The sequence below is a fragment of the Bradyrhizobium sp. RDM12 genome (assembly GCF_051917485.1).
Lineage (GTDB): Bacteria > Pseudomonadota > Alphaproteobacteria > Rhizobiales > Xanthobacteraceae > Bradyrhizobium.
The window spans coordinates 7,173,277-7,193,171 of the sequence record NZ_CM133064.1 but is presented as its reverse complement, the minus strand read 5'-3'; the positions used below and the strand labels follow the sequence as shown (position 1 = coordinate 7,193,171).

15 protein-coding genes and 3 pseudogenes are annotated in these 19,895 nt (G+C 65.4%); 9 read left to right on the top strand and 9 right to left on the bottom strand.

The genetic code is table 11. From position 1 onward, the window contains the following. Nucleotides 1-132: 132 nt before the first annotated feature. Nucleotides 133-426 (top strand): antibiotic biosynthesis monooxygenase, encoded by a 294-nt coding sequence (locus ACTGJ9_RS35085; protein WP_074120044.1) that lies wholly within the window; start codon nucleotides 133-135, stop codon nucleotides 424-426. A 172-nt stretch (nucleotides 427-598) separates the two neighbouring features. Here the strand turns inward: ACTGJ9_RS35085 and ACTGJ9_RS35080 are convergent, their stop codons facing one another. After that, nucleotides 599-2,044, bottom strand: coding sequence for a helix-turn-helix domain-containing protein (locus tag ACTGJ9_RS35080; protein WP_456674769.1), 1,446 nt, complete (start codon nucleotides 2,042-2,044; stop codon nucleotides 599-601). 375 nt (nucleotides 2,045-2,419) lie between these two features. Between ACTGJ9_RS35080 and ACTGJ9_RS35075 the strand changes: the two are divergent. The 3 genes and pseudogenes from ACTGJ9_RS35075 to ACTGJ9_RS35065 all read left to right on the top strand — a co-directional run bounded on the left by ACTGJ9_RS35075 (nucleotide 2,420) and on the right by ACTGJ9_RS35065 (nucleotide 5,031). After that, nucleotides 2,420-4,053 (top strand): annotated as a pseudogene (locus ACTGJ9_RS35075) (isocitrate lyase). Nucleotides 4,054-4,076: 23 nt separating this feature from the next. Then, complete coding sequence (locus ACTGJ9_RS35070) at nucleotides 4,077-4,286, top strand: DUF4170 domain-containing protein (RefSeq protein ID WP_008137787.1); 210 nt, start codon at nucleotides 4,077-4,079, stop codon at nucleotides 4,284-4,286. Nucleotides 4,287-4,476: 190 nt separating this feature from the next. After that, nucleotides 4,477-5,031, top strand: coding sequence for a hypothetical protein (locus tag ACTGJ9_RS35065; RefSeq protein ID WP_456674768.1), 555 nt, complete (start codon nucleotides 4,477-4,479; stop codon nucleotides 5,029-5,031). Nucleotides 5,032-5,128: 97 nt separating this feature from the next. Here ACTGJ9_RS35065 and ACTGJ9_RS35060 read toward each other — a convergent pair. Continuing rightward, nucleotides 5,129-6,009, bottom strand: a pseudogene (locus ACTGJ9_RS35060) (metallophosphoesterase family protein). A 92-nt stretch (nucleotides 6,010-6,101) separates the two neighbouring features. On the opposite strand from ACTGJ9_RS35060, the gene ACTGJ9_RS35055 reads away from it, so the two are divergent. Genes ACTGJ9_RS35055 through ACTGJ9_RS35035 form a run of 5 tightly spaced genes read left to right on the top strand, consistent with a single transcriptional unit; the run spans nucleotide 6,102 to nucleotide 9,768 of the window. Further along, nucleotides 6,102-6,593 carry an NUDIX domain-containing protein gene (locus tag ACTGJ9_RS35055; RefSeq protein ID WP_456674767.1) on the top strand — a complete coding sequence of 164 codons (492 nt, stop codon included), beginning with the start codon at nucleotides 6,102-6,104 and terminating at the stop codon, nucleotides 6,591-6,593. 47 nt (nucleotides 6,594-6,640) lie between these two features. Continuing rightward, nucleotides 6,641-7,792 (top strand): hypothetical protein, encoded by a 1,152-nt coding sequence (locus tag ACTGJ9_RS35050; RefSeq protein WP_456674766.1) that lies wholly within the window; start codon nucleotides 6,641-6,643, stop codon nucleotides 7,790-7,792. Next, a complete protein-coding gene (locus tag ACTGJ9_RS35045) occupies nucleotides 7,789-8,724 on the top strand; it encodes a glycosyltransferase family 2 protein (RefSeq protein WP_456674765.1) in 936 nt (311 codons plus the stop codon). The genes ACTGJ9_RS35050 and ACTGJ9_RS35045 overlap by 4 nt, the downstream gene beginning before the upstream one ends. Before the next feature lie 54 nt (nucleotides 8,725-8,778). Further along, entirely contained in the window at nucleotides 8,779-9,294 is a 516-nt protein-coding gene (locus ACTGJ9_RS35040) for a GNAT family N-acetyltransferase (protein WP_456674764.1), read from the top strand. A 6-nt stretch (nucleotides 9,295-9,300) separates the two neighbouring features. Beyond that, complete coding sequence (locus tag ACTGJ9_RS35035; RefSeq protein WP_456674763.1) at nucleotides 9,301-9,768, top strand: hypothetical protein; 468 nt, start codon at nucleotides 9,301-9,303, stop codon at nucleotides 9,766-9,768. A gap of 187 nt (nucleotides 9,769-9,955) precedes the next feature. Here the strand turns inward: ACTGJ9_RS35035 and ACTGJ9_RS35030 are convergent, their stop codons facing one another. From ACTGJ9_RS35030 to ACTGJ9_RS35000, 7 genes and pseudogenes are all read right to left on the bottom strand, one after another. Beyond that, nucleotides 9,956-10,912, bottom strand: coding sequence for a TonB-dependent receptor domain-containing protein (locus ACTGJ9_RS35030; protein ID WP_456678724.1), 957 nt, complete (start codon nucleotides 10,910-10,912; stop codon nucleotides 9,956-9,958). Then, nucleotides 10,834-12,207, bottom strand: coding sequence for a hypothetical protein (locus tag ACTGJ9_RS35025; protein ID WP_456674762.1), 1,374 nt, complete (start codon nucleotides 12,205-12,207; stop codon nucleotides 10,834-10,836). The genes ACTGJ9_RS35030 and ACTGJ9_RS35025 overlap by 79 nt, the downstream gene beginning before the upstream one ends. A gap of 150 nt (nucleotides 12,208-12,357) precedes the next feature. Then, nucleotides 12,358-12,756, bottom strand: coding sequence for a DUF2946 domain-containing protein (locus tag ACTGJ9_RS35020; protein WP_456674761.1), 399 nt, complete (start codon nucleotides 12,754-12,756; stop codon nucleotides 12,358-12,360). 139 nt (nucleotides 12,757-12,895) lie between these two features. After that, a complete protein-coding gene (locus ACTGJ9_RS35015) occupies nucleotides 12,896-14,959 on the bottom strand; it encodes a hypothetical protein (RefSeq protein ID WP_456674760.1) in 2,064 nt (687 codons plus the stop codon). Nucleotides 14,960-14,966: 7 nt separating this feature from the next. Further along, nucleotides 14,967-17,779: pseudogene (locus tag ACTGJ9_RS35010) on the bottom strand (DUF4159 domain-containing protein). Beyond that, nucleotides 17,776-18,720 carry a DUF58 domain-containing protein gene (locus tag ACTGJ9_RS35005; protein ID WP_456674759.1) on the bottom strand — a complete coding sequence of 315 codons (945 nt, stop codon included), beginning with the start codon at nucleotides 18,718-18,720 and terminating at the stop codon, nucleotides 17,776-17,778. Before ACTGJ9_RS35005 ends, ACTGJ9_RS35010 begins: the two are co-directional and overlap by 4 nt. Then, nucleotides 18,720-19,718 (bottom strand): AAA family ATPase, encoded by a 999-nt coding sequence (locus tag ACTGJ9_RS35000; protein WP_456674758.1) that lies wholly within the window; start codon nucleotides 19,716-19,718, stop codon nucleotides 18,720-18,722. Before ACTGJ9_RS35000 ends, ACTGJ9_RS35005 begins: the two co-directional genes overlap by 1 nt. Nucleotides 19,719-19,895 lie beyond the last annotated feature (177 nt).

Genomic DNA, 19,895 nt, shown 5'->3' with positions numbered 1-19,895 from the left:
TGCTTAATCCTTGGTTGCAGATCGCGAAGGCGGATTAGGTCGGGATTAACCAAGCGGTGGATCGGCCGCGCGCTTGGGCGTACCATGCCGCTCGGGCGTCAAGCCCGGATCAGAAGCCGAAGGGAGGATGCCATGTATGCCGCCATCCGTCAGGCCAAGGCGAAGAGCGGAAGCGCCGAAGAGCTGGCGCGCCGCATCAAGGACGGTGCCGTTCCGATCATTAGCGACGTCGACGGCTTCAGGGCCTATTACGTCGTTTATGCCGGCGATGACACGGTGACCGCGATCTCCATCTTCGACAAGTTCGAGCAGGCCGAGGAAGCGAACAAGCGCGCCATCGCCTGGATCGAGAAGGATTTGGGGTCGTTGCTGGCAGGACATGCGAGTGCCGCGGCGGGACCGGTGATCGTGCATACGCTGGCGTAGACGTCAGGCTGTCGCCTCGTATTGAGCTGTCATCGCCCGGCTTGAGCCGGGCGATCCAGCACTCCGAGTCGGCCGTGATTGAACCGATGGGCCGCGGCGTACTGGATGCCCCGCTTTCGCGGAGCATGATAGCATTGGGTGTGGCGTGCGGTTTCCGTCAAACGGACGCCCCTCACAACTCCCGTGCATTCGAGAACGCGAACGAGCTCACCCGTCGCGTCGTTTCGTCCAGGATCAGCGTGCGCGTGATCGGCGGTTCGGCGCGCTGGGCGCAGTTTTCGCGCTCGCAGAGCCGGCAGTTGACGCCGATCGGCGTGCCTTCCGTCTTCTCCAGGTCGATGCCGGCGGCGTAAGTCAGGCGCGCGGCGTGGCGGATCTCGCAGCCGAGGCCGATGGCGAAGCGCGGTTGCGGCAGCGGGTGCGGCGCGACGGGCCGGCGCACCATCTGCGCGATCGAGAAATACCGCGTGCCGTCGGAGAGCTCGATCACCTGCTTCAGCAGACGATCGGGCGTGTCGAAGGTCGAGTGCACGTTCCACAGCGGGCAGGTGCCGCCGAATTTCGAGAACGGGAACGTACCCGACGAAAAGCGCTTCGACACGTTGCCGGCATTGTCGACGCGCAGCAGGAAGAACGGAATGCCGCGTGCGTTCGGCCGCTGCAGCGTGGTGAGACGATGGCAGACCTGCTCGAACCCGGAATTGAAGCGCTGCGCCAGCACGTGGATGTCGTAATTGAGCGCTTCGGCCGCCGCCAGGAAGGCTGGGTAGGGCATCATCACGGCCGCTGCGAAGTAGTTGGCGAGCGTGATGCGGAACAACCGGCGCGGCGCGTCGTCGAGCGGTCCGGCGCGGCCGATGATGGCCTCGAGGGCTTGCGTGCATTCGGCGAGGCCCAGCTGGAAGGCGAGCTGGAAGGCGCGACCTGGAGGGTCGACCAGCTCCGAGATCAGGAGCTGCCGGCGGTGGCGGTCGAAACGGCGGAGCGTCTCGCGCATCACGTCGACCGGCATGATGCGGGTCTGGATCGAATGCTTTTCGCGCAGGCGCGCGGCGAGCGCGGCATAAAGCTCTTCGGCCGGCACGTTCAATTCGTCCCGCAGATTTTCGGCCGCCTGCTCGAGCTCCGGGAAATAATTGCGGTTGGCCTCGATCAGCTCGCGCACGCGCTCGACCGGATTGGCCTCGTAGCGCGTGCCGACGTCGCGGTCGGCCATTTGCGCTGCCGCCAGCGTCTCGCCCTGGCGCGCCTCGGTATAGGCCGCGTAGAGCCGTTGCAGCGCATGGGTGACGCCGGGACAGAGTTCGGCGAGGTCGCGCAGCTCCTGCTTGGGCACTTCGATCTGGCGGAACAACGGATCGGAGAAGACCTCGTTGAGTTCGGCGAAGAAGCGGTCCTCGTCGGCGGTGGCGAGATCGCGCAGATCAAGGTCGTAGGTTTCGGCCAGCCGCAGCAGGATCTGCGCGGTCACCGGGCGCTGGTTCCGCTCGATGAGATTGACATAGCTCGGCGAGATCCCGAGCCCCTCGGCGATCTGCGTCTGCGACAGCCCTAATTGCTGCCGGATCCGCCGGAAGCGTGGACCGACGAATAACTTTTTCCCGGACTGCGCGGGCATTAGCGGCGCTCCTCTTTCCCCGCATGCGGGGAGAGGCCGACACGAGAAGCGTGGCGAGCGAGGGGGGCTTCCGCGGGGAAGCTGAGAGATGAGCTCGCGGAGAGAGCCCCTCACCCCAACCCTCGCCCGGTGAGAACGGAGACAGGGAGAAAACAGCGGATGCGGCGGGCATTTCTCACATCTCCAGGGGCTAAGGGCAGTCTTGCTGACCTGTATTTACAAGATTGACAAAATAACATCTCACACATGTTCCGATGTTACATGACATCACCATTCAGATACAAGGCCTCTATACGAACTTCGCTTTCTCGCGTTTAGCTCATGACGCGCGTTTCGCATTGCATTGTCACAAATGTCGAGAAGAGAGAGCAGCACATGAACTACCAGCCCCGTGGCATCACCAACCTTCAGGCCCCAGCCTCGTATCAGAACGAGGTTGAGGCGGCCCAGGCGCTCCTCAAGAATCAGCCGACCTGGAACGGGGTGTCGGCCGAGGCCGTCGCGCGCATGCGCATCCAGAACCGCTTCAAGACCGGTCTGGACATCGCCCGCTACACCGCGGCGCTGATGCGCAGCGACATGGCGGCCTATGACGCCGATCCGACCAAGTACACCCAGTCGCTGGGTTGCTGGCACGGCTTCATTGCCCAGCAGAAGCTCATCTCGGTCAAGAAGCACTTCGGGGGCAAGACGGATCGCAAATACCTGTACCTGTCCGGCTGGATGATCGCGGCGCTGCGCTCCGAATTCGACCGCTGCCCGACCAGTCGATGCACGAGAAGACCTCGGTGCCGGCGCTGATCGAGGAGCTCTACACCTTCCTGCGTCAGGCGGATTCCCGTGAACTCAACGATATCTTCCGTAGCCTCGACAAGGCGCGCAAGGAAGGCGACAAGACCCGCGAGAAGGAGTTGATCGCGAAGATCGACAACTTCCAGACCCACGTCGTGCCCGTTATCGCCGACATCGACGCCGGCTTCGGTAACGCCGAGGCAACGTATCTGCTTGCCAAGAAGATGATCGAAGCGGGCGCCTGCGCGCTCCAGATCGAGAACCAGGTTTCCGACGAGAAGCAGTGCGGTCACCAGGACGGCAAGGTCACCGTGCCGCACGAGGTGTTCATCGCGAAGATCCGCGCCTGCCGCCACGCCTTCCTCGAACTCGGCGTCGAAGACGGCGTCATCGTCACCCGCACCGACCTGCTCGGCGCAGGCCTGACGCAGCAGATCGCCGTCAGCCACAAGCCGGGTGACCTCGGCGACCAGTACAACAGCTTCCTCGATTGCGAGGAAATCACCGCTGAGAACGCCCGCAACGGCGACGTCATCATTAACCGCAACGGCAAGATGCTGCGTCCGAAGCGGCTGCCCTCGAATCTCTACCAGTTCCGCCCCGGCACGGGCGAAGACCGCTGCGTGCTCGACAGCATCACCTCGCTGCAGAACGGCGCCGACCTGCTCTGGATCGAGACCGAGAAGCCGCATATCGAGCAGATCGCCAAGATGGTCGACCGCATCCGCAAGGTCGTTCCGAACGCGAAGCTCGCCTACAACAACTCGCCGTCGTTCAACTGGACCCTCAACTTCCGTTGGCAGGTCTACGACGCGATGAAGGAAGCCGGCAAGGATGTCAGCAAGTACAACCGTGCCGAGCTGATGAAGCCGGAATACGACGATACGCCGCTGGCGATTGAGGCCGACGAGCGCATCCGCACCTTCCAGGCGGATTCGGCCAAGCGCGCCGGCATCTTCCACCACCTGATCACGCTGCCGACCTATCACACGGCCGCGCTGTCCACCGACAACCTCGCACGCGAGTATTTCGGCGAGCAGGGCATGCTCGGCTACGTCAAGAACGTGCAGCGCCAGGAGATCCGTCAGGGCATCGCCTGCGCCAAGCACCAGAACATGGCCGGCTCCGACATCGGCGACGACCACAAGGAATACTTCGCAGGTGAAGCTGCCCTGAAGGCGGGCGGCGCCCACAACACGATGAACCAGTTCGGCTAACGCCACGCAACAGGAGACTGACAATGACCAAAGGCAGCAATTTCTGGGTGATCGGCGGCGAGTTCGGCTCGATGAACTTCCACAAGCTGGTCGAAGGCTCGGCCCAGGTGCAGGGTCCGTTCAAGACCCGCAAGGAAGCCGAAGACGCCTGGCGCTCGGTTTCGGAAGAGAACCGCCACAAGGCCGGCGTCCGTTTCTCGATCGTGGAAGAGCCGTCGCGGGTCTCGGCCTGACGGCTGCCTGACAAATCCAAGAAGACGTCCAAGGACGGAGGGTCCCATCCGGCGCAAGCCGGGTGGGATCGTCTGTTTTTGGCACACATCGACCGCCTGTGGGCGCCGTAAGTATCTGGAATGATAGGCCCTTTGCGGACGCTTAGGTTGCTGATAGGTTAATGGAGGAAAGTCGAGGACCAGGCCGACAATGTCAGAGCCCGAGACCAGCGGGACCCATCCCAGCCAGCCGCGCCCGGTGCGGCTGCGCGATGCGCTGTTGCGCGCGCGGATCGAGGCCGCCGACCGGACCGGCGTCGTCGTCGACCTCAGGGATGCCGAGGTGGCGCGGCTCGAGATCCTCAACGACACGCTCGACCCGCTGTTCGCCCAGGTGCCCGACAACATCGATTTGTTCGACCGCGGCATCAGCCAGGGCGATACGCCGCGTCTCTGGATCGACGTCGTCGCCCACATCATGATGGGGCGCGACAAGCGGCTCTACCGATTCGTCCAGGACACCCGCTTCGGTCGCATCGTGCTCGCCGAATCCCACGACACGGCGGTGATCGTGGACGCCGTGACCGACTATGTCGCCCGCCGCATGATCGAGCGCGAGCGGGCGATGGTGGTGTTGCCCGAGCCGAAGCCCGAGGGCGCCGAGCCGCCCCGCCGCTCGCGCGTGTGGCCGTTCGTGTTCGGCTTCATCCTCGGTGCCGCCGCGCTGTTCGGCGTCGCCGTGCTCGCGGCGTTGCGGAGCTGGTGAGATTTCGTCATTGCGAGGAGCGAAGCGACGAAGCAATCCAGGCTGTCACTGCCGGAAGCTTCTGGATTGCTTCGCTTCGCTCGCAATGACGAAGAAACTAAACCACCCGGGCGCGCTTGATCTCTCGCAGCTGCAGGCCATGATCGATACTTCGCACGATCTGCTCACAGCGCCAGCCGGCATTGTCCTCTCGATCGCGAACAGATTGTAGGCCGCCGCCGGATGTCGCCCGTGCGCGAGCGCCGAGGCCGATGGCACGCCGATCGCGGGAATTTTGCCGTTCCGACCTTCGAACCACATCGTCGAATGGATGTGGTCGTGCCCGTGCAGGATCAGCTCGACGCCGTGGTGCTTGAGCAGCGCCAGCAGCGCGGCGGAATCCGTCAGCCGCTTCTGGCGCGCATCGGACTTCAGCGGATGATGCACCAGCAGCACGCGGAAGACGTCCTCGGCCGCGAGTTGCTCGAGCACCTGCGCGAGCGCGTCGAGCTGATCGCGCCCGAGCGTGCCCGTCGCCATCAAGGGCGGCGTCGGCACGGCGGTGGAGAGGCTTATCAGCGCGAGCGGCCCGCGCCGACGCACGCCGGGAAAGCCGGCGCTGCCGTCGTCGCTCGCAAGATAGGGTGCGAATGTCTCGCCGAAGCGATGGCGCGTGGCGCGGACATAGGCGTCGTGATTGCCGGGAATCGTGGTGACGCGATCGGGCGGCCCGACCCCGTCGAGCCAGGCGCGCGCCGGCGCGAACTCCGCCTCCATCGCCAGATTGACAAGATCGCCTGTGACCGCGATGTGGTCGGGCGCCTGCGCCTTGATATCGGCGACCAGCGCGTCGAGCACCTCGCGGCGGTGGTATTTATGACGGTTGCGTGTCCAGTTGATGTAGCCGAGCGCGCGCTTGCCGGCGAGCTCGCTCAGCCGCGGCTTCGGCAGCGGCGGCAGATGCGGGTCGGACAGATGGGCGAGCGTGAAAGGTGCCATGACGCGCGATTGCCTCGCTATTCGCTTGCTGTAATGGCAAGGTCGCCGGCAACGTGCAAGGGACGCTTGAAAGGGCGCTTCAGGAGAGCCTGATGGGGGAGCGCCTGGACAAGATCCGACGGATATTCGAGCCGCTGCGGCAGCGTGTCTTCCACGCCGGTTTCCTGCTGGTCCGCGGCATGACGCTCGGCGTCCGCGCCGTCGTGCTCGATGCCGACAACAAGGTCTTTCTGGTCAAGCACAGCTACGTCTCGGGTTGGTTTCTGCCGGGCGGCGGCGTCGATCATGGCGAGACCATGGAACAGGCGATGCGCCGCGAGCTCAAGGAGGAGGGCGATATCGATCTCACCGGAGAAGCCGTGCTGCACGGCATCTTCCTCAACAGCCACGTCTCCCGCCGCGACCATGTCGCGGTCTACGTGGTCAGGCATTTCCGGCAGGACCGGCTGCCGGCGCCCAACCGCGAGATCATCGAATGCGGCTTCTTCGACACCGCCGCGCTGCCGGAGGAGACGACCCCCGGCACGCGGCTGCGGATTGCGGAAGTGCTGCACGGCAAGCCCCTGACTGCGACGTGGCGCTGAGGGCGGGCTATGCTAGTACCAGTCCGAACGGGCGCCACGGAAACCTGATGAAAGCCGCAAAACTCGCCTTCGGCCTGATCTGCCTTGCGATCCTCGCCAGCAACATTGCGACGATGTCGCGCTGGAGCGAGGTACGCGGGGTGTATGACGACATCTGCTATCTCCGGCAGGCGCATCTGTTCCAGCGCTTCGGCGCCGGCGGGCTCGACACCGACGCGGTCAGGGACGATGACCGTTATTTCGAAGGCAAGTTGAAGGAAATTGCTTTCGGCGAATGGCAGGCCCCGATCCGCTGGCCCTGCCACAATCCAATGCCGGGCGGCAAGATCGTGCTGCAATATCCACCGGGCACCGGCTTTCTGCTGGCGCTGTTTCCGGAAGGCCATCAGGTCGTGCCGCTCTACATTGCCGCGAGCCTGATGGTGTGCGGCCTTGCGCTGTCAGGCATTGCCATGGCGCGGACGCTGCCGTCGGTCCTGGGCGCCGGGGTGTTCGGCGCGCTTGCCCTCTATCTCATGATCAATCCGGCGAAAGCGAGCTATTCGGTTGCGCCGACCATGGCGCTCTGCGCGGTCGCGGGCTTCCTGACGGCGTTGTGGCTGGCCAGGGAGAAGCGCAGCGTCCTGCTGATCGCGCTGATCGGTCTCCTGCTCGGTGCATCCGTCAATTTGAGACTGCCGAATGTCTTGCTCGCGGCCGGCTATTTTCTCTTCCTCGGCGTTCCCTTTCTGTGGACCCGCTCGCTTTCAACTTTCATGCAGGGCCTCGCCTTTGGTGCCGGCGTGCTCGTCGGCATGGCGCCGACGCTGGCCGCCCAGGCCGTCAATGCCGGCAGTGCGCTGGGAACGACCTATGGCAGCGCCGATTTGGTTGCGCCGGGTTTGGACTTCGCCGTACTTGGCCAGTATCTGCGCGACATGCAGATCGTGCTGATCGTGCTTGCGATCGGCGCGATGCTCTCGCTGTTGTGGTCCGGCGAGGAGCATGTGCGGCAGGCTGCCTTCATCGTTGCCGGCAACCTCGTCGTCAATCTCGGCTTCTTCCTGAGCCATCCGATCTTCACGCCATACTACGTCGTGCCGATCGCGATGCTGTCGCTGTGGACGCTGTCGTTTGCCTGGTTGCTTCGGCCGGCCGAGATGCGCGAGGCTGCACCGGTCCGGCGTGAGCCGGCCAGTCTGGGAGCTCTGCCGCGATGACATCAGCTCAACCGCGCATCGCCGTGCTGGTGCCCTGCTACAATGAGGAGGCGGCGGTCGCAACGGTCGTCGCCGACTTCCGCAAGGCGCTGCCCGAGGCGGAGATCTATGTCTATGACAACAATTCGCGCGACCGCACCGCTGCCGCCGCGCGCGAGGCCGGCGCGATCGTGCGCAGCGAGCGGCGGCAGGGCAAGGGCCACGTCGTGCGCCGCATGTTCGCCGATGTCGAGGCCGACATCTACGTGCTGGTCGATGGCGATGCCACCTACGACGCGCCGAGCGCCCGCCGCATGATCGACAAGCTGCTCGAAGAGCATCTCGACATGGTGGTGGGCTTGCGCATCGACCAGTCGCAGGCCGCCTACCGTCTCGGTCATCGCACCGGCAATCGCATGCTGACCGGCTTTCTGTCCTCGACCTTCGGCCACGCCTTTAAGGACATCCTGTCCGGCTACCGCGTGTTCTCGCGGCGCTTCGTCAAATCGTTCCCGGTGCTGTCAGATGGCTTCGAGATCGAGACCGAGCTCGCGGTCTACGCGCTGGAGCTGTCGCTGCCGGTCGCCGAGGTCGAGACGCCCTATTACGCGCGGCCGGAAGGCTCGTTCTCGAAGCTCAATACCTGGCGCGACGGCTTTCGCATTCTCGGCACCATGCTGAAGCTGTACCGCTCGGAGCGCCCGCTGCGCTTCTTCACCGTGATCGGGATCCTGCTGGCGCTGGCCGCGATCATCCTTGCGATCCCGATTGTCTTCACATTCATCGAAACCGGCCTCGTGCCGCGCCTGCCGACTGCGGTGCTGTCGATGGGATTGACGATCGTGGCGATGCTGTCGGTCTCGTCGGGCCTCGTGCTCGACACCGTGACCCGGGGGCGGCGGGAGATGAAGATGCTGGCCTATTTGTCCCAGCCGGTGCCGAAAAAGAGCTGAAGTCGGGCGCTCCCATGGACTGCCGAACGTCCAGATGCTACTCCGCGAAATGACATGAACGATCTCTCAATCACCATCCGTCCCGAAGCCCCGGGCGACGCCCAGGCGATCGAGCGGCTGCACGAGCGCACCTTCGGCCCCGGCCGTTTCGTGCTCAGCGCCTACCGCATCCGCGAGCACGTCGACCATCTGCTCGACGTCTCCTTCACCGCCCGCATCGGAACGCTGCTGGTCGGCTCCGTCAGGCAATTGCCGATCATGATCGGTGAGACGCCGGCGCTGCTGCTCGGGCCGCTCACCGTGGAGCCGCCGTTTCGCAGCCGCGGCATCGGCCGTATGCTGATGGAGCGGGCGTTGAAGGACGCCAGGGACAAAGGCCATCGCCTCGTGCTGCTGGTCGGCGACGAGCCCTATTACAGCCGCGTCGGCTTCAAGCTTGTCCCTAAGGGGCGCGTGACCATGCCGGGCCCGGTCGATGCCGCTCGCATCCTGGTGTTCGACCTCGTCGACGGCGCCTTCGAAGGCGTCTCGGGCAAAGTCGCTCCCGACTGGAGCAAGGCGCGCGGGTAGGCTCACATGTTCCGGGTGACTGCCGACACATTGCAGGCCTACCTCGATTTCGATCCGGAGCGCAGGCGAGATCTGACAGAGTTGCACAAGCTGGTCGTCTCGGCTGCGCCGACCCTCAAGCGCTATTTCCATCGAGGAACGCCCGCGGGAGAGGCTGGAATGCGCATGAAGATGATCGGCTATGGCAAGTTTCGCTACGCCGTCAAATCGGGAAAAAGCACGGATTGGCCGGTGATCGGTGTTGCGCTTCAGAAGAACTACATCAGCGTGTACGTGGCGGTGACCAGGCAAAGTGCGCCGATCGTCTCCCGTTATGCGGGAGAGCTCGGTGAACTACGGATGGGAGGCAACAACTTCAGTTTCGAGCGGTTCGATGCTCTCAAGCACGATGCTGTATCGACCCTCTTCGCGGAGGTTGCCGGCATCTTCAAAGCGGATCCTGAAAACCCCGTTCGCTATATGCAGGGCTCCTGACCGGCCCCCGACTATAAGCTCTGCCCGCGGAACGCCAGAACGGGATTGATCGGACCATCGATCTCCTGGAAGCGCTGCCGCATTTCGGGGTGCATCTGTACGGGCGGCCCGATGCGGAGACCAATCCCCTGCATCGCCGATGCGTGCGTCGGCGCCGCGCAGGCCCCGACGCACGCAAGCCGAGCGGCTAAAATCGCTGCGAGACGCCGAAATAGAAGCCGCGCCGCGGTCCGTATTGCGGGGCGAACACGCCGATGCCGGAGCCGTCGCGGATCTGGTAGATCGTGTCGAACGCATTGACCACGTCGAAGCGCACTGTCGTCGGCTTGTTCGGCGCGACGATGTTGAAATCGTGCGACAGGCCGAAATTGACCTGTGTGTAGCCGGGCAGATGATCGGTGTTGGCAAAGCCCGCGCGCAGGCCGCTGCCATAAATCATCGACACGCTGTAGCGCGTGCCCTCCCAGAGATAGGAGGCGCCGGCCGACCCCGTCAGCATCTGGGCGTGATCCGTATAGATATAGTGGCTGGCGATGTAGGCCAGTTCATCGGGATCGAACAGATATTGGTTCGACACGACATTGGTCGCAATTTGCTTCGCCCAGGCGAGGTTGGCATAGGCTCTGAAATTGCCGTTGGTATAGTTCGCCTTGACCTCGACGCCGACGTTCTCGCCGCGTTCGTAGTTGAAGCCACTCAGCACATACGCCGCACCGAACTGGCCGTCGTCGAGCAGGTCGCGCGCCTTCTTGTAGTAGCCGTCGACGCCGACTTCGAGGCCGGGGATGGGGTAGATCTTCTGGACGACGCCGACATCGAACACGTGAGAACGTTCCGGCAGCACCGGATCGTTGGTCGATACGGCGGGTTGCTGTGAGGTGCCCTGCACCAAAGCGAGGTTGGTCGGGGCCGCGATCACCTGCTGAGGTGGCGTGAAATTGCGCCCATAGCCGGCGTGGAACGTGGTCCCATCGAAGGGCTTCCAGGTCAGGCTGATCCGCGGGCTGAGCTGGTTCGCATCGACATATTGGTACATCTGGTCGAAACGCAAACCCGCATTCAGGGTCAATTGATTGTTGATTCTCCACTCGTCCTGGACATAGCTGCCAACCAGCCAACCGGTCTTGGCGCTGGAATCGAAGATGGAGAACGGCGCATCGATAGTGCCTGCCGTGGATCGGTCGGATCGACGAGCGGCAGAACCGTGGAGATGTTGGTGACCAGGGAGCGCTCGGCGCTGACGGAGAATCCAAACCGCAGCGTATGGGAATAGCCGACGCGCCAGGCCGTATCCTCCTGGATGCCATTGACGAAGCTCTGACGGTACACGTTCGACGCCACGCCGTTGAAGACCAGATCGCCGATCGGGTCGGGGTAGAAGTGCAACTGACTATACCGGTTGAAGTACGAGACCTGGAAATCGATGTCGTTGACCGATTTCTGGTAGGTGACGACGTTGAATTGATTGAACTCGTTCTGATGCTCGTTGAGCTGCGTCGAGTTGAAGTCCGATATACCGAAAGCCGTGAAGCTTGGCGTCTGGCCTGGATTGTTGGGAATCTGGTACGTGCCGTTCGATACGCCGCTCATGAAGGTGAGGCGGCTTGTCGGATCGAGCACCGTCGAGAGATAGAGAAATCCCTTCTCCTGGTTGGTGCGGTCGTGGATCGCATTGACGGACGGGGTCGGGTTCTCGATGCCGAGATTGTTCTGGAGAAAGCGTCCCGACATGAAATACTGGGTCTGCCCGGCGGTCCCGCCATATTCCACGTTGGTCGAGATGGTGCCGTGGCTGCCGCCATAGACGCCGACGACGCCGGAATTGTTGAAGGCGTCCGCCTTGGTCGTGATGTCGAGTACGCCCGCCGTTCGCAGTCCGTACTGCGCCGGCAGCGCGCCGGTGAGCAGGCTGAGGCTGCCGACGATGCCGGTGTCGAGAATTTGCCCGAACGCGCCGACGCCGTCGGGGAGCATGATGCCGTTGATGCGGTACTGAAGATTGGCGTGCTCGTTGCGGACGTGCAGATCGCCGCTCGCGGCCGAATCCTGCGTGACGCCGGGGAATTGCAGCAGCACCTTGTCGAGTGAGGCGTTGGCGCCCTGGGGCAGCGCCTCGATGGCCTGGTGATTGAGCGTATGGGCTGTAGCGCCGCCCGGCGGAAGCAGGCTTTGGCGCGCCGCGTCGAACCGCTCGCTCGGGCCCTCGACGGCGGCGGGCGCCTCGGTCTGCGGCCGCGCCTGCGGCGCCGCGCGCCGCTTGGCGACGGCGACGCGAACCTTGGGGCGGCGCGGCGCCTGGCTCTGCTTGGGCGCATCGACTTCGACGCTGGGAAGCGTCGTGGCGGGAGCCGTCGTCTGCGCCATGGCGTTGCCGCCGGCGTGGAACAGCGTGAGTGCGGCGAGGCTCGAGCCCGCCAATATTGTTTTTGAAGACACCATTGTCCTGATTTTCCGATCGCGCACCGCCGCTCATTTTTGGAGGGTTTGCGAACGATGCGCGCCGTCGACACGCGACGGATCAATTTCGATAGCCTTGCGGGATCGGCTTATGCGTACGGCCGATGCCGAAGGCAGCTCAATCGATGGGGATCAGGAGACGGGAGGAGCGCGCGGCTGGAACGCGGTGGTGGCCGATTCCAGGTGGATGAATTCGGCGTCGGTGGCGCGGTAGAGCAACTCGACTGCCTGCGGCAGCAACAGCAGGGGCGGCGTCGCGAACGTCACCGTGCCGGCCATCGCGACCAATGCGCAGATCGCGCAATTGTCCTCGCCCGGCCGTTCGCGATCGGGATTTGTCGGCGACTGCTTCTGGATCGCCGCGCGGTCGGTCGACGCGACGCTCTTGGCGCTGTCGTTCAGCTGAGACTGGGCGAGGGGCGCAGCCTGCGCGAACCAGTGGCCATGACCGAAGGTCAGCGCGAACTGCACCAGCATCGCGAACAACGCGAGCCGGGCGCCGTGCCTGATCTTCGACCGGAACCACTTCATCTGGAAACGCCACCCCGCAGCGCGAGGCGCCGACCGGGCGCCGCGATGTTACATTGTAACATCGCCCGATCGGTTCATGGATGTCAACTGAGGAGCACCACATCGCGCGGTGTGATCGCGCGATGTGTCGTTCCTGCAACTAGCGTCCTTCGCGGACCCAGGTCGCGGCGAAAGCGCCGAGCAGCAGCAGCAGGCCGATCAGGCCGGCGAAGATCGGCAGCACGCCGACGCCCTTGACGACGCTGGCGTCGCGCATCCGCACGCCCATCCAGCCGTCGCCGGCAAACACGCTGGTCGAGCGCACCGGGACGATGCGCGGCAACTCGACGCTTCCGCCGTCCGCGATCCGCACGGCGCTGCCGCCGGTCGCCTGGGTCAGCGGCTTCAAGGTCTCGGTGGTGGAGGTGACTTCCGAAAATTCCTTCGGATTGGTCGGGCCGACATTGATCAGCGCCTTCAGCGTGCCGTCGGTCGCCTGCCACAGCCCGAGCTCGCTGGCGGGAAGGCTCGCGCGCCATTCGCCGGGATCGCCGGGGCTGAGCGTCAGATCATGCGCAACGCCGGAGGGCGATGTCACGGTCACCGGCTGGACGCTGTCGCCCATGGTCTGGCGCACCACGACGAGATTCTTGCCCTGGACCTGAAGACGCAGCGCTTCTTCGTCGAGGTCGGGCTGCTTCATCAGCCAGTGCGACATCCGCCTGAGCAGATCGAGATGCGGGCCGCCGCCCTCATAGCCGCGCGCCCACAGCCAGATGTGGTCGGACAGCAGCAGCGCGACGCGGCCCTCGCCGAAGCGCGACAGGAACAGCAGCGGCTTGCCGTCCGCACCCGTCATCACCGGCGGGTTGACCGAGTTACGGGTCTCGACGGTGCGGAAGAACCGGCTCCAGTGCGGCGGCTCGAACCCCGAGCCCTCCAGCCCGCGCGTGACGGGATGACGTTTGCCGATATCGGAGAGATGCGCATAGAACGGCTTCTCGGTGACGCCGACGGGTTCTGCCGGCAGCACCGTATCGAGCGGCGTGCGCCAGATGCTGGTGGTCGAGGCATAGTCGGGGCCGGCCGACACCAGCACGGCGCCGCCGCCGCGCACATAGCGCGCGATGTTGTCGAAATAGGCGATCGGCAGCACGCCTTGGCGGGCGTAGCGATCGAAGATGATCAGCTGGAATTCGTTGATGTGCTGCTGGAACAGCTCGCGGGTCGGAAACGCGATCAGCGACAACTCGTTGATCGGCGTGCCGTCCTGCTTCTCCGGCGGCCTTAGAATCGTGAAATGCACGAGGTCGACGCTGGCGTCGGACTTCAACAAATTGCGCCAGGTGCGTTCGCCGGAATGCGGCTCGCCGGACACCAGCAGCACGCGCAGCTTGTCGCGCACGCCGTCGATGGCGACGACGGCGCGATTGTTCACCGGCGTCAGCTCGCGCTCGAGCGGCGAGGCCTCGATCTCGACGATGTTCGGACCGGCATGCTTGATCTCGACGTCGACGCTGGCGCTCTGTCCACTCGAGAGCGTGCGCTCGTTGATGACCTCGCCGTCGCGGCGGACCGTGACCTTGGCGCGCTCACCGGTGACGCCCTGGTCGTCGAGCTTGTAGCTGATGGTCTGATTCTGGCCGACGATGCCGAAGCGCGGCGCCGCCGTGATCGCGATGCGGCGATCGCGCTCGTCCTTCTGTCCCGTGATCAGAGCCTGCACCGGCGCCTGGAAGCCGAGCGCGGCGGCGTTCGCGGGGATATCGTGAACGCGGCCGTCGGTAATCAGGAATGCGCCGGCGACACGGTCGACCGGCACGTCCGACAATGCGGAGGCCAGCGCGCCGAACAGCTTCGTGCCGTTGGTCTCCCCGTCGGCCTGTCCGGCATCGACGACGCGTACCTCGAGTCCCTTGATCTTCTTCAGGCTGTCGACCAGCGCCTCCTGCGCCTTCGCGGCTTCCTGGTTGCGCTTGCCGAAATTCTGGCTCGGGCTCTTGTCGACCACGACGGCGGCGACCGAGGTGAGGGGATCGCGGTCCTCGCGCGTGAAGGAGGGATTGGCGAGCGCCAGCAAAAACAGCGCCAGCGCCGCCACGCGCACCGCAGCGCCGCGCGCCCGCGCAACCAGCAGCACGATCGCGATGACCACGATGGCAGCGAGCGCGATCCACAGGACGATCGCGGGAACCAGCGGCGTGAACGCGATGCCGTAATTCATATTGATCCTATTGCCCGAGTCGCTCGATCAGCGCCGGCGCGTGCACCTGGTCGGCCTTGTAGTTGCCGGTCAGCGTGTACATCACGATGTTGACGCCGGCGCGGTAGGCGAATTCGCGCTGGCGCGGCTCGCCGGGCGTGAGCGGCAGCATCGGCTGGCCGTCGGGACGAAGCGCCCAGGCGCCCGCGAGGTCGTTGGAGGTGATGATGATCGGCGAAACGCCGTCGCCGCCGCGCGCGGGCCGCTGCGCGCTCTCGTCGTCGTCCTCGCGCGGCAGCGCTTCAACCCAGGTCTGGCCCGAGTTGAAGCGGCCGGGGAAGTCGCGCAAGAGATAGAAGGTCTTGGTCAGCACGTGCTCGCGCGGCACCGGCTCGAGTTCGGGCACGTCGAGCGAGGACAGGATCTCGCGCAAGGCCTGCATGCCCGGTGTTTGCGAGGCGCCGTTCTCGCCGGGCGGCGCTTCGACCGCGTCGCGGGTGTCGAAGATCACGGTGCCGCCCTGCTTCATATAGGCGTCGATCTTGTTGATGGCGTCCTGCGGCGGCTTCGGTGCGCCCGGCACGATCGGCCAGTAGATCAGCGGGAAGAACGCGAGCTCGTCGCGCGCGGGATCGATGCCGACGGGGTCCCCGGCCTCGAGTGCGGTGCGCTGCGCCAGGAACAGCGTCAGGCCCGACAAGCCGGCCTTGACGATGGAATCGACGTCGGCATTGCCGGTGACGACGTAGGCGAGGCGGGTCTGCGAGGTCGACTTCATCGCGAACTCGTCGGACGCACTGTCGGCGCGCGATGGCGTCGGCGCAAGCACGGCGATGCCTGCGAGCACGAAGCCAAGCAGGATCATGGCAGGCGCGGCGCGCCGGCGCAGCACTGCGGCGAGGCCGCCGCCGAGCAGCGCCACGATGATGGCGTCCACCAGAAACAGCGCCAGCGACGTCGACAGCAGCCAGCCGCGCAGATCGCGCGGCTCGGCGTTGGTGTAGGTGGCGTGCCGGGCGCGCAGGCCCGCGGTATTGAGGGCTGCGATGCGGTCGGCGGCTGCGAGCGTGTTCACGGCGAGCGGTCCTTCTGCCGGACCGTAGAAGCCGGGCGGATGATCCGGCGTGGCGCGGTCGCGATAATCAGCCGTCAGCGGTTTGGCGGTGGCCGGCGGCGGTCCGAACGCGCCGAAGCCGTCGAGCAGATGCAATGGCGCCAGCGTTTCGGTGCTGGCTTCACCGGCAACGCCGGCGCCGGGCTTGGCGGTGTAGCCGGACATGTCGACCACCCGTCGCAGCATTTCGACGAAGGTGCCGGACATCGGCAGATCCGACCAGCGCATGTCGGCGCTGACGTGGAACAGGCTGACGATGCCCTTGCCGCGATGCTCGCCGGTCACCAGCGGCGTGCCGTCTTCGAGCGACGCCCAGCTCTTGGTCGCGAGCACCGCGTCCGGCTCGGCCAACACCTGCCGGCTCACGGTGACATCCTTGGGCACGACAACCCCGGCAAACGGACCGTCGGCGGCGAAGGATGCGAGATGCTGCGGCTTCTCCCAGGTCAGGCTGCCGCCGAGCGTGCGGCCGCCCTTGCGCAGCTTGACCGGAACGAGATCGTCTTCGGCCTGCGCCAGCCGGGGCCTGCGAACCGCACCAGCACGCCGCCCTGGTCGATCCAGGCGTTGAGACGCTCGCGCAATTCGGGCGCAACCGTGCCGACATCGGCGAGGATGATCATCGGCAGCTTCTGGTCGAGGAACTGGGTGATGCCCTGCTGCGGCGATCCCTTGTCGGCGAGCCGCACGTCGGCGAACGGCGCCAGCGCGCGCGTCAGGTAGAAGCTCGGCGCCAGCAGCGGCTGCGCGGTCTCGCTGCTCGCGCCCGAGACGATGCCGATGGCGCGCCGGCGCCAGCGCTTGTCGAGTAGCTGCACCGCGCCGGCCGAACGCTCGCCGGAGATCTCGAGGCGCGAGATGTCGTTGCGCAGCTCGACCGGCAGGTCGAACGCCGCCTCGACCTCCTTGTCCTGCGGGCCGAAGGTAAAGTGCGCCTCGCCGATCGGCGAGGCTTTCTGGTCCAGCGCCCGCACGGTGCCGGCAGCAATGCCGCTGTCGGTGCGCAGCACCTTCACCGTCATCTTCGCAGCCGCGTTTTCCGCCGCGACCAGTGCCAGCGGGGAGGAGGTGCCGCCTTCGAACACCGTCAAGCTGCGATCCCCTAAGGTCCTGCCGAGCGCTTGCACGAACTCTTCGCCGCGGCCGGTGTCGACGCCGTCAGACAACCAGGCGATCTCGCAGTCGCCGGTCGCTTTCAGGAAACGATCGATCGCGGTGAGGGTTTCAACGCGCTCGACCGAATAGGGCTTTGGCGCGATCTGCCGCAGCGCAACGCGCGCGGCGCCCGCCGGCATCAGCGTGATGTCGCGGTTCGGCTCCGACAGCGGCACAAGCGCGATCGCGCGGCGATCATTGTCGGCATTGGCGATCAGCTCGTCGGCGGCCCGGATCCGCGTGTCCCAGTTCGAGGCAGCGCTCCAGCCGTCGTCGAGCATGATCATCAGCGGCGCCTTGCTGGAGGCAAGGCCCGTTTGCGGATTCCAGATCGGGCCGGCGGCGGCGAAAATGACGAGCGCCGCAGCGAGGAGGCGCAGCGCGGTCAGCCACCACGGCGTCCGCGCGGGCGTCTCTTCTCGGGGTGCGATGTCGAACAACAGGCGTGTCGGCGGAAACTCGATGCGGCGCGGCCGCGGCGGCATCACGCGCAGCAGCCACCACAGCACCGGCAGGCTGACAAGACCGATCAGGAGCAGCGGTTCGGTGAAGGCGAGCGGCAGTCCCATCATGCGGCCGGCCCCGCCTTGATCGCAGTGGTACGGGCACCCGACTTGCTCACCTGCAGGCCGGCATGGAGGAACAGCAAGAGTTCGGCGGCCGAGCGGTCGGTCGCGTGCGTCGTGAACAGCCAGTCGAGCTTGTTGGTCTCGGCGCGGATCTGGTCGCGATGCAGCGCCAGCCGCGCGGTGTAATCTTCCGCCCAGCTCTCGGCGCGGCCGGCGGTGATCACGCCAAAGCCTTCCGGTTCGACGAATTCGACGCGGCCCGAATAGGGAAAACTCTCCTCGGCGGGGTCGACCACCTGCACCAGCGTGCCATGCGCGCCGGAGCCGGAGAGCCCTGCGAGCGTGGTCCTGATCTCCGCGATCGGCGACCAGAAATCCGACAGCACGATGGTTTCGGCCAGCGCGGCAGGAACGAAGGACGGCGGCAGGCTGAGCCGGTCGGCATCGTCATGCAGCATCGCCTGAGCCATCTTGTCGATGACGCTGCGGCTTGCGGTCGGCGCCATCAATCCGGGGATGCCGACGCGCTCGCCGCCCGCGACCAGCAGCTCGGCCAGCGCGAACGCAACGATCAGCGTGCGCTCGAGCTTGGACTCGCGCGCGGTCTTCGAGGCGAACGCCATCGACTGCGAACGATCAGGCCAGATCCAGACCGTGTGCGAGGCCTCCCATTCGAGCTCGCGGACATAGAGATGGTCGTCACGCGCCGAGCGGCGCCAGTCGACCCGCTGCGCCGGCTCGCCGGAGACGAAGCGGCGGTACTGCCAGAAATTTTCACCGGAGCCGGCGCGGCGCCGGCCGTGCAGGCCGTGGATGACGTTGGCGGCGATGCGGCGGCCTTCGAGCACCAGGCGCGGCAGCGAAGCGGCGAGCGTACGGCTTTCGCCATCGGCACGTCGGATCGCGATGACCTCCTTTGCTGTGTGCCCGGTCTCTGCGGCCATCAACCGATCCGTGTCTTCAATTGCCGGATCACGTCCGGAATCGTACGTCCCTCGGCGCGCGCCTGGAACGTCAGAGCCATGCGGTGCTTCAGGATCGGCTCGGCGAGGTCGAGCACGTCGTCGACCGATGGCGCGAGACGTCCGTCGATCAGCGCGCGGGCGCGCACGGCGAGCATCAGCGATTGGCTGGCGCGCGGGCCGGGGCCCCAGGCGATGAACTTGCCGGCCTCGCCGCTCTGCTCGCCCGGACGGGCCGAGCGCACCAGCGACAGGATCGCTTCGACCACGGAATCGCCGACCGGCAGGCGGCGCACCAGTCGCTGCGCGGTGATCAGCGCATCGACGGTCATCGAGGCCTTGGCCAGCGTGTCTTCGGCGCCGGTGGTCTCGAACAGGATGCGACGTTCGGCATCGCGATCGGGATAATCGACGTCGATCTCCATCAGGAAGCGGTCGAGCTGCGCCTCGGGCAGCGGGTAAGTGCCTTCCTGCTCCAGCGGGTTCTGCGTCGCGAGCACGTGGAACGGTTTTGGCAGATCGTGGCGCGCGCCGGCCACGGTGATGTGCTGCTCCTGCATCGCCTGCAGCAGCGCCGATTGCGTGCGCGGGCTGGCGCGGTTGATCTCGTCGGCCATCAGCAGCTGGGCGAAGACCGGGCCGGAGATGAAGCGGAACGAGCGCTTGCCGGCGGTACTCTCGTCGAGCACTTCGGCGCCGAGAATATCCGACGGCATCAGGTCAGGCGTGAACTGGATGCGCTTGGCATCGAGACCGAGCGTGACGCCGAGCGTCTCGACCAGCTTGGTCTTGGCGAGGCCGGGCACGCCGATCAAGAGCGCGTGGCCGCCGGAGAGGATGGTGACCAGCGTGTTCTCGATCACGCGATCCTGGCCGAAGATCACCGATGCGATCGCTTCTTTCGCCGCGCGCACCTGGCTCGACACCTGCTCGGCCGAACGGACGATGCCGTCTTCGAGCTTCTCGACACTTTCCGCCATCCGTTAGCTCCTTAAGCCTGCCACGCGGCTATCTTGCGTCGTCAAATAGTCTGTCGTCACGTCATCTCGGGCCCCATGCTAGACTTGCAGGAAGGCCATGTATTCGTTGAATTAACCTATCCCCACCTTATCGGCTTAGGGTTATGTAGGGCATCACGAAGTGGCGACCTCCACACC

Bases quoted from the DNA above. Each gene is read 5' to 3' on its own strand.
- ACTGJ9_RS35085 (WP_074120044.1), top strand. From the start codon at position 133: ATGTATGCCGCCATCCGTCAGGCCAAGGCGAAGAGCGGAAGCGCCGAA.
- ACTGJ9_RS35080 (WP_456674769.1), bottom strand. From the start codon at position 2,044: ATGCCCGCGCAGTCCGGGAAAAAGTTATTCGTCGGTCCACGCTTCCGG.
- ACTGJ9_RS35070 (WP_008137787.1), top strand. From the start codon at position 4,077: ATGACCAAAGGCAGCAATTTCTGGGTGATCGGCGGCGAGTTCGGCTCG.
- ACTGJ9_RS35065 (WP_456674768.1), top strand. From the start codon at position 4,477: ATGTCAGAGCCCGAGACCAGCGGGACCCATCCCAGCCAGCCGCGCCCG.
- ACTGJ9_RS35055 (WP_456674767.1), top strand. From the start codon at position 6,102: ATGGGGGAGCGCCTGGACAAGATCCGACGGATATTCGAGCCGCTGCGG.
- ACTGJ9_RS35050 (WP_456674766.1), top strand. From the start codon at position 6,641: ATGAAAGCCGCAAAACTCGCCTTCGGCCTGATCTGCCTTGCGATCCTC.
- ACTGJ9_RS35045 (WP_456674765.1), top strand. From the start codon at position 7,789: ATGACATCAGCTCAACCGCGCATCGCCGTGCTGGTGCCCTGCTACAAT.
- ACTGJ9_RS35040 (WP_456674764.1), top strand. From the start codon at position 8,779: ATGAACGATCTCTCAATCACCATCCGTCCCGAAGCCCCGGGCGACGCC.
- ACTGJ9_RS35035 (WP_456674763.1), top strand. From the start codon at position 9,301: ATGTTCCGGGTGACTGCCGACACATTGCAGGCCTACCTCGATTTCGAT.
- ACTGJ9_RS35025 (WP_456674762.1), bottom strand. From the start codon at position 12,207: ATGGTGTCTTCAAAAACAATATTGGCGGGCTCGAGCCTCGCCGCACTC.
- ACTGJ9_RS35020 (WP_456674761.1), bottom strand. From the start codon at position 12,756: ATGAAGTGGTTCCGGTCGAAGATCAGGCACGGCGCCCGGCTCGCGTTG.
- ACTGJ9_RS35015 (WP_456674760.1), bottom strand. From the start codon at position 14,959: ATGAATTACGGCATCGCGTTCACGCCGCTGGTTCCCGCGATCGTCCTG.
- ACTGJ9_RS35005 (WP_456674759.1), bottom strand. From the start codon at position 18,720: ATGGCCGCAGAGACCGGGCACACAGCAAAGGAGGTCATCGCGATCCGA.
- ACTGJ9_RS35000 (WP_456674758.1), bottom strand. From the start codon at position 19,718: ATGGCGGAAAGTGTCGAGAAGCTCGAAGACGGCATCGTCCGTTCGGCC.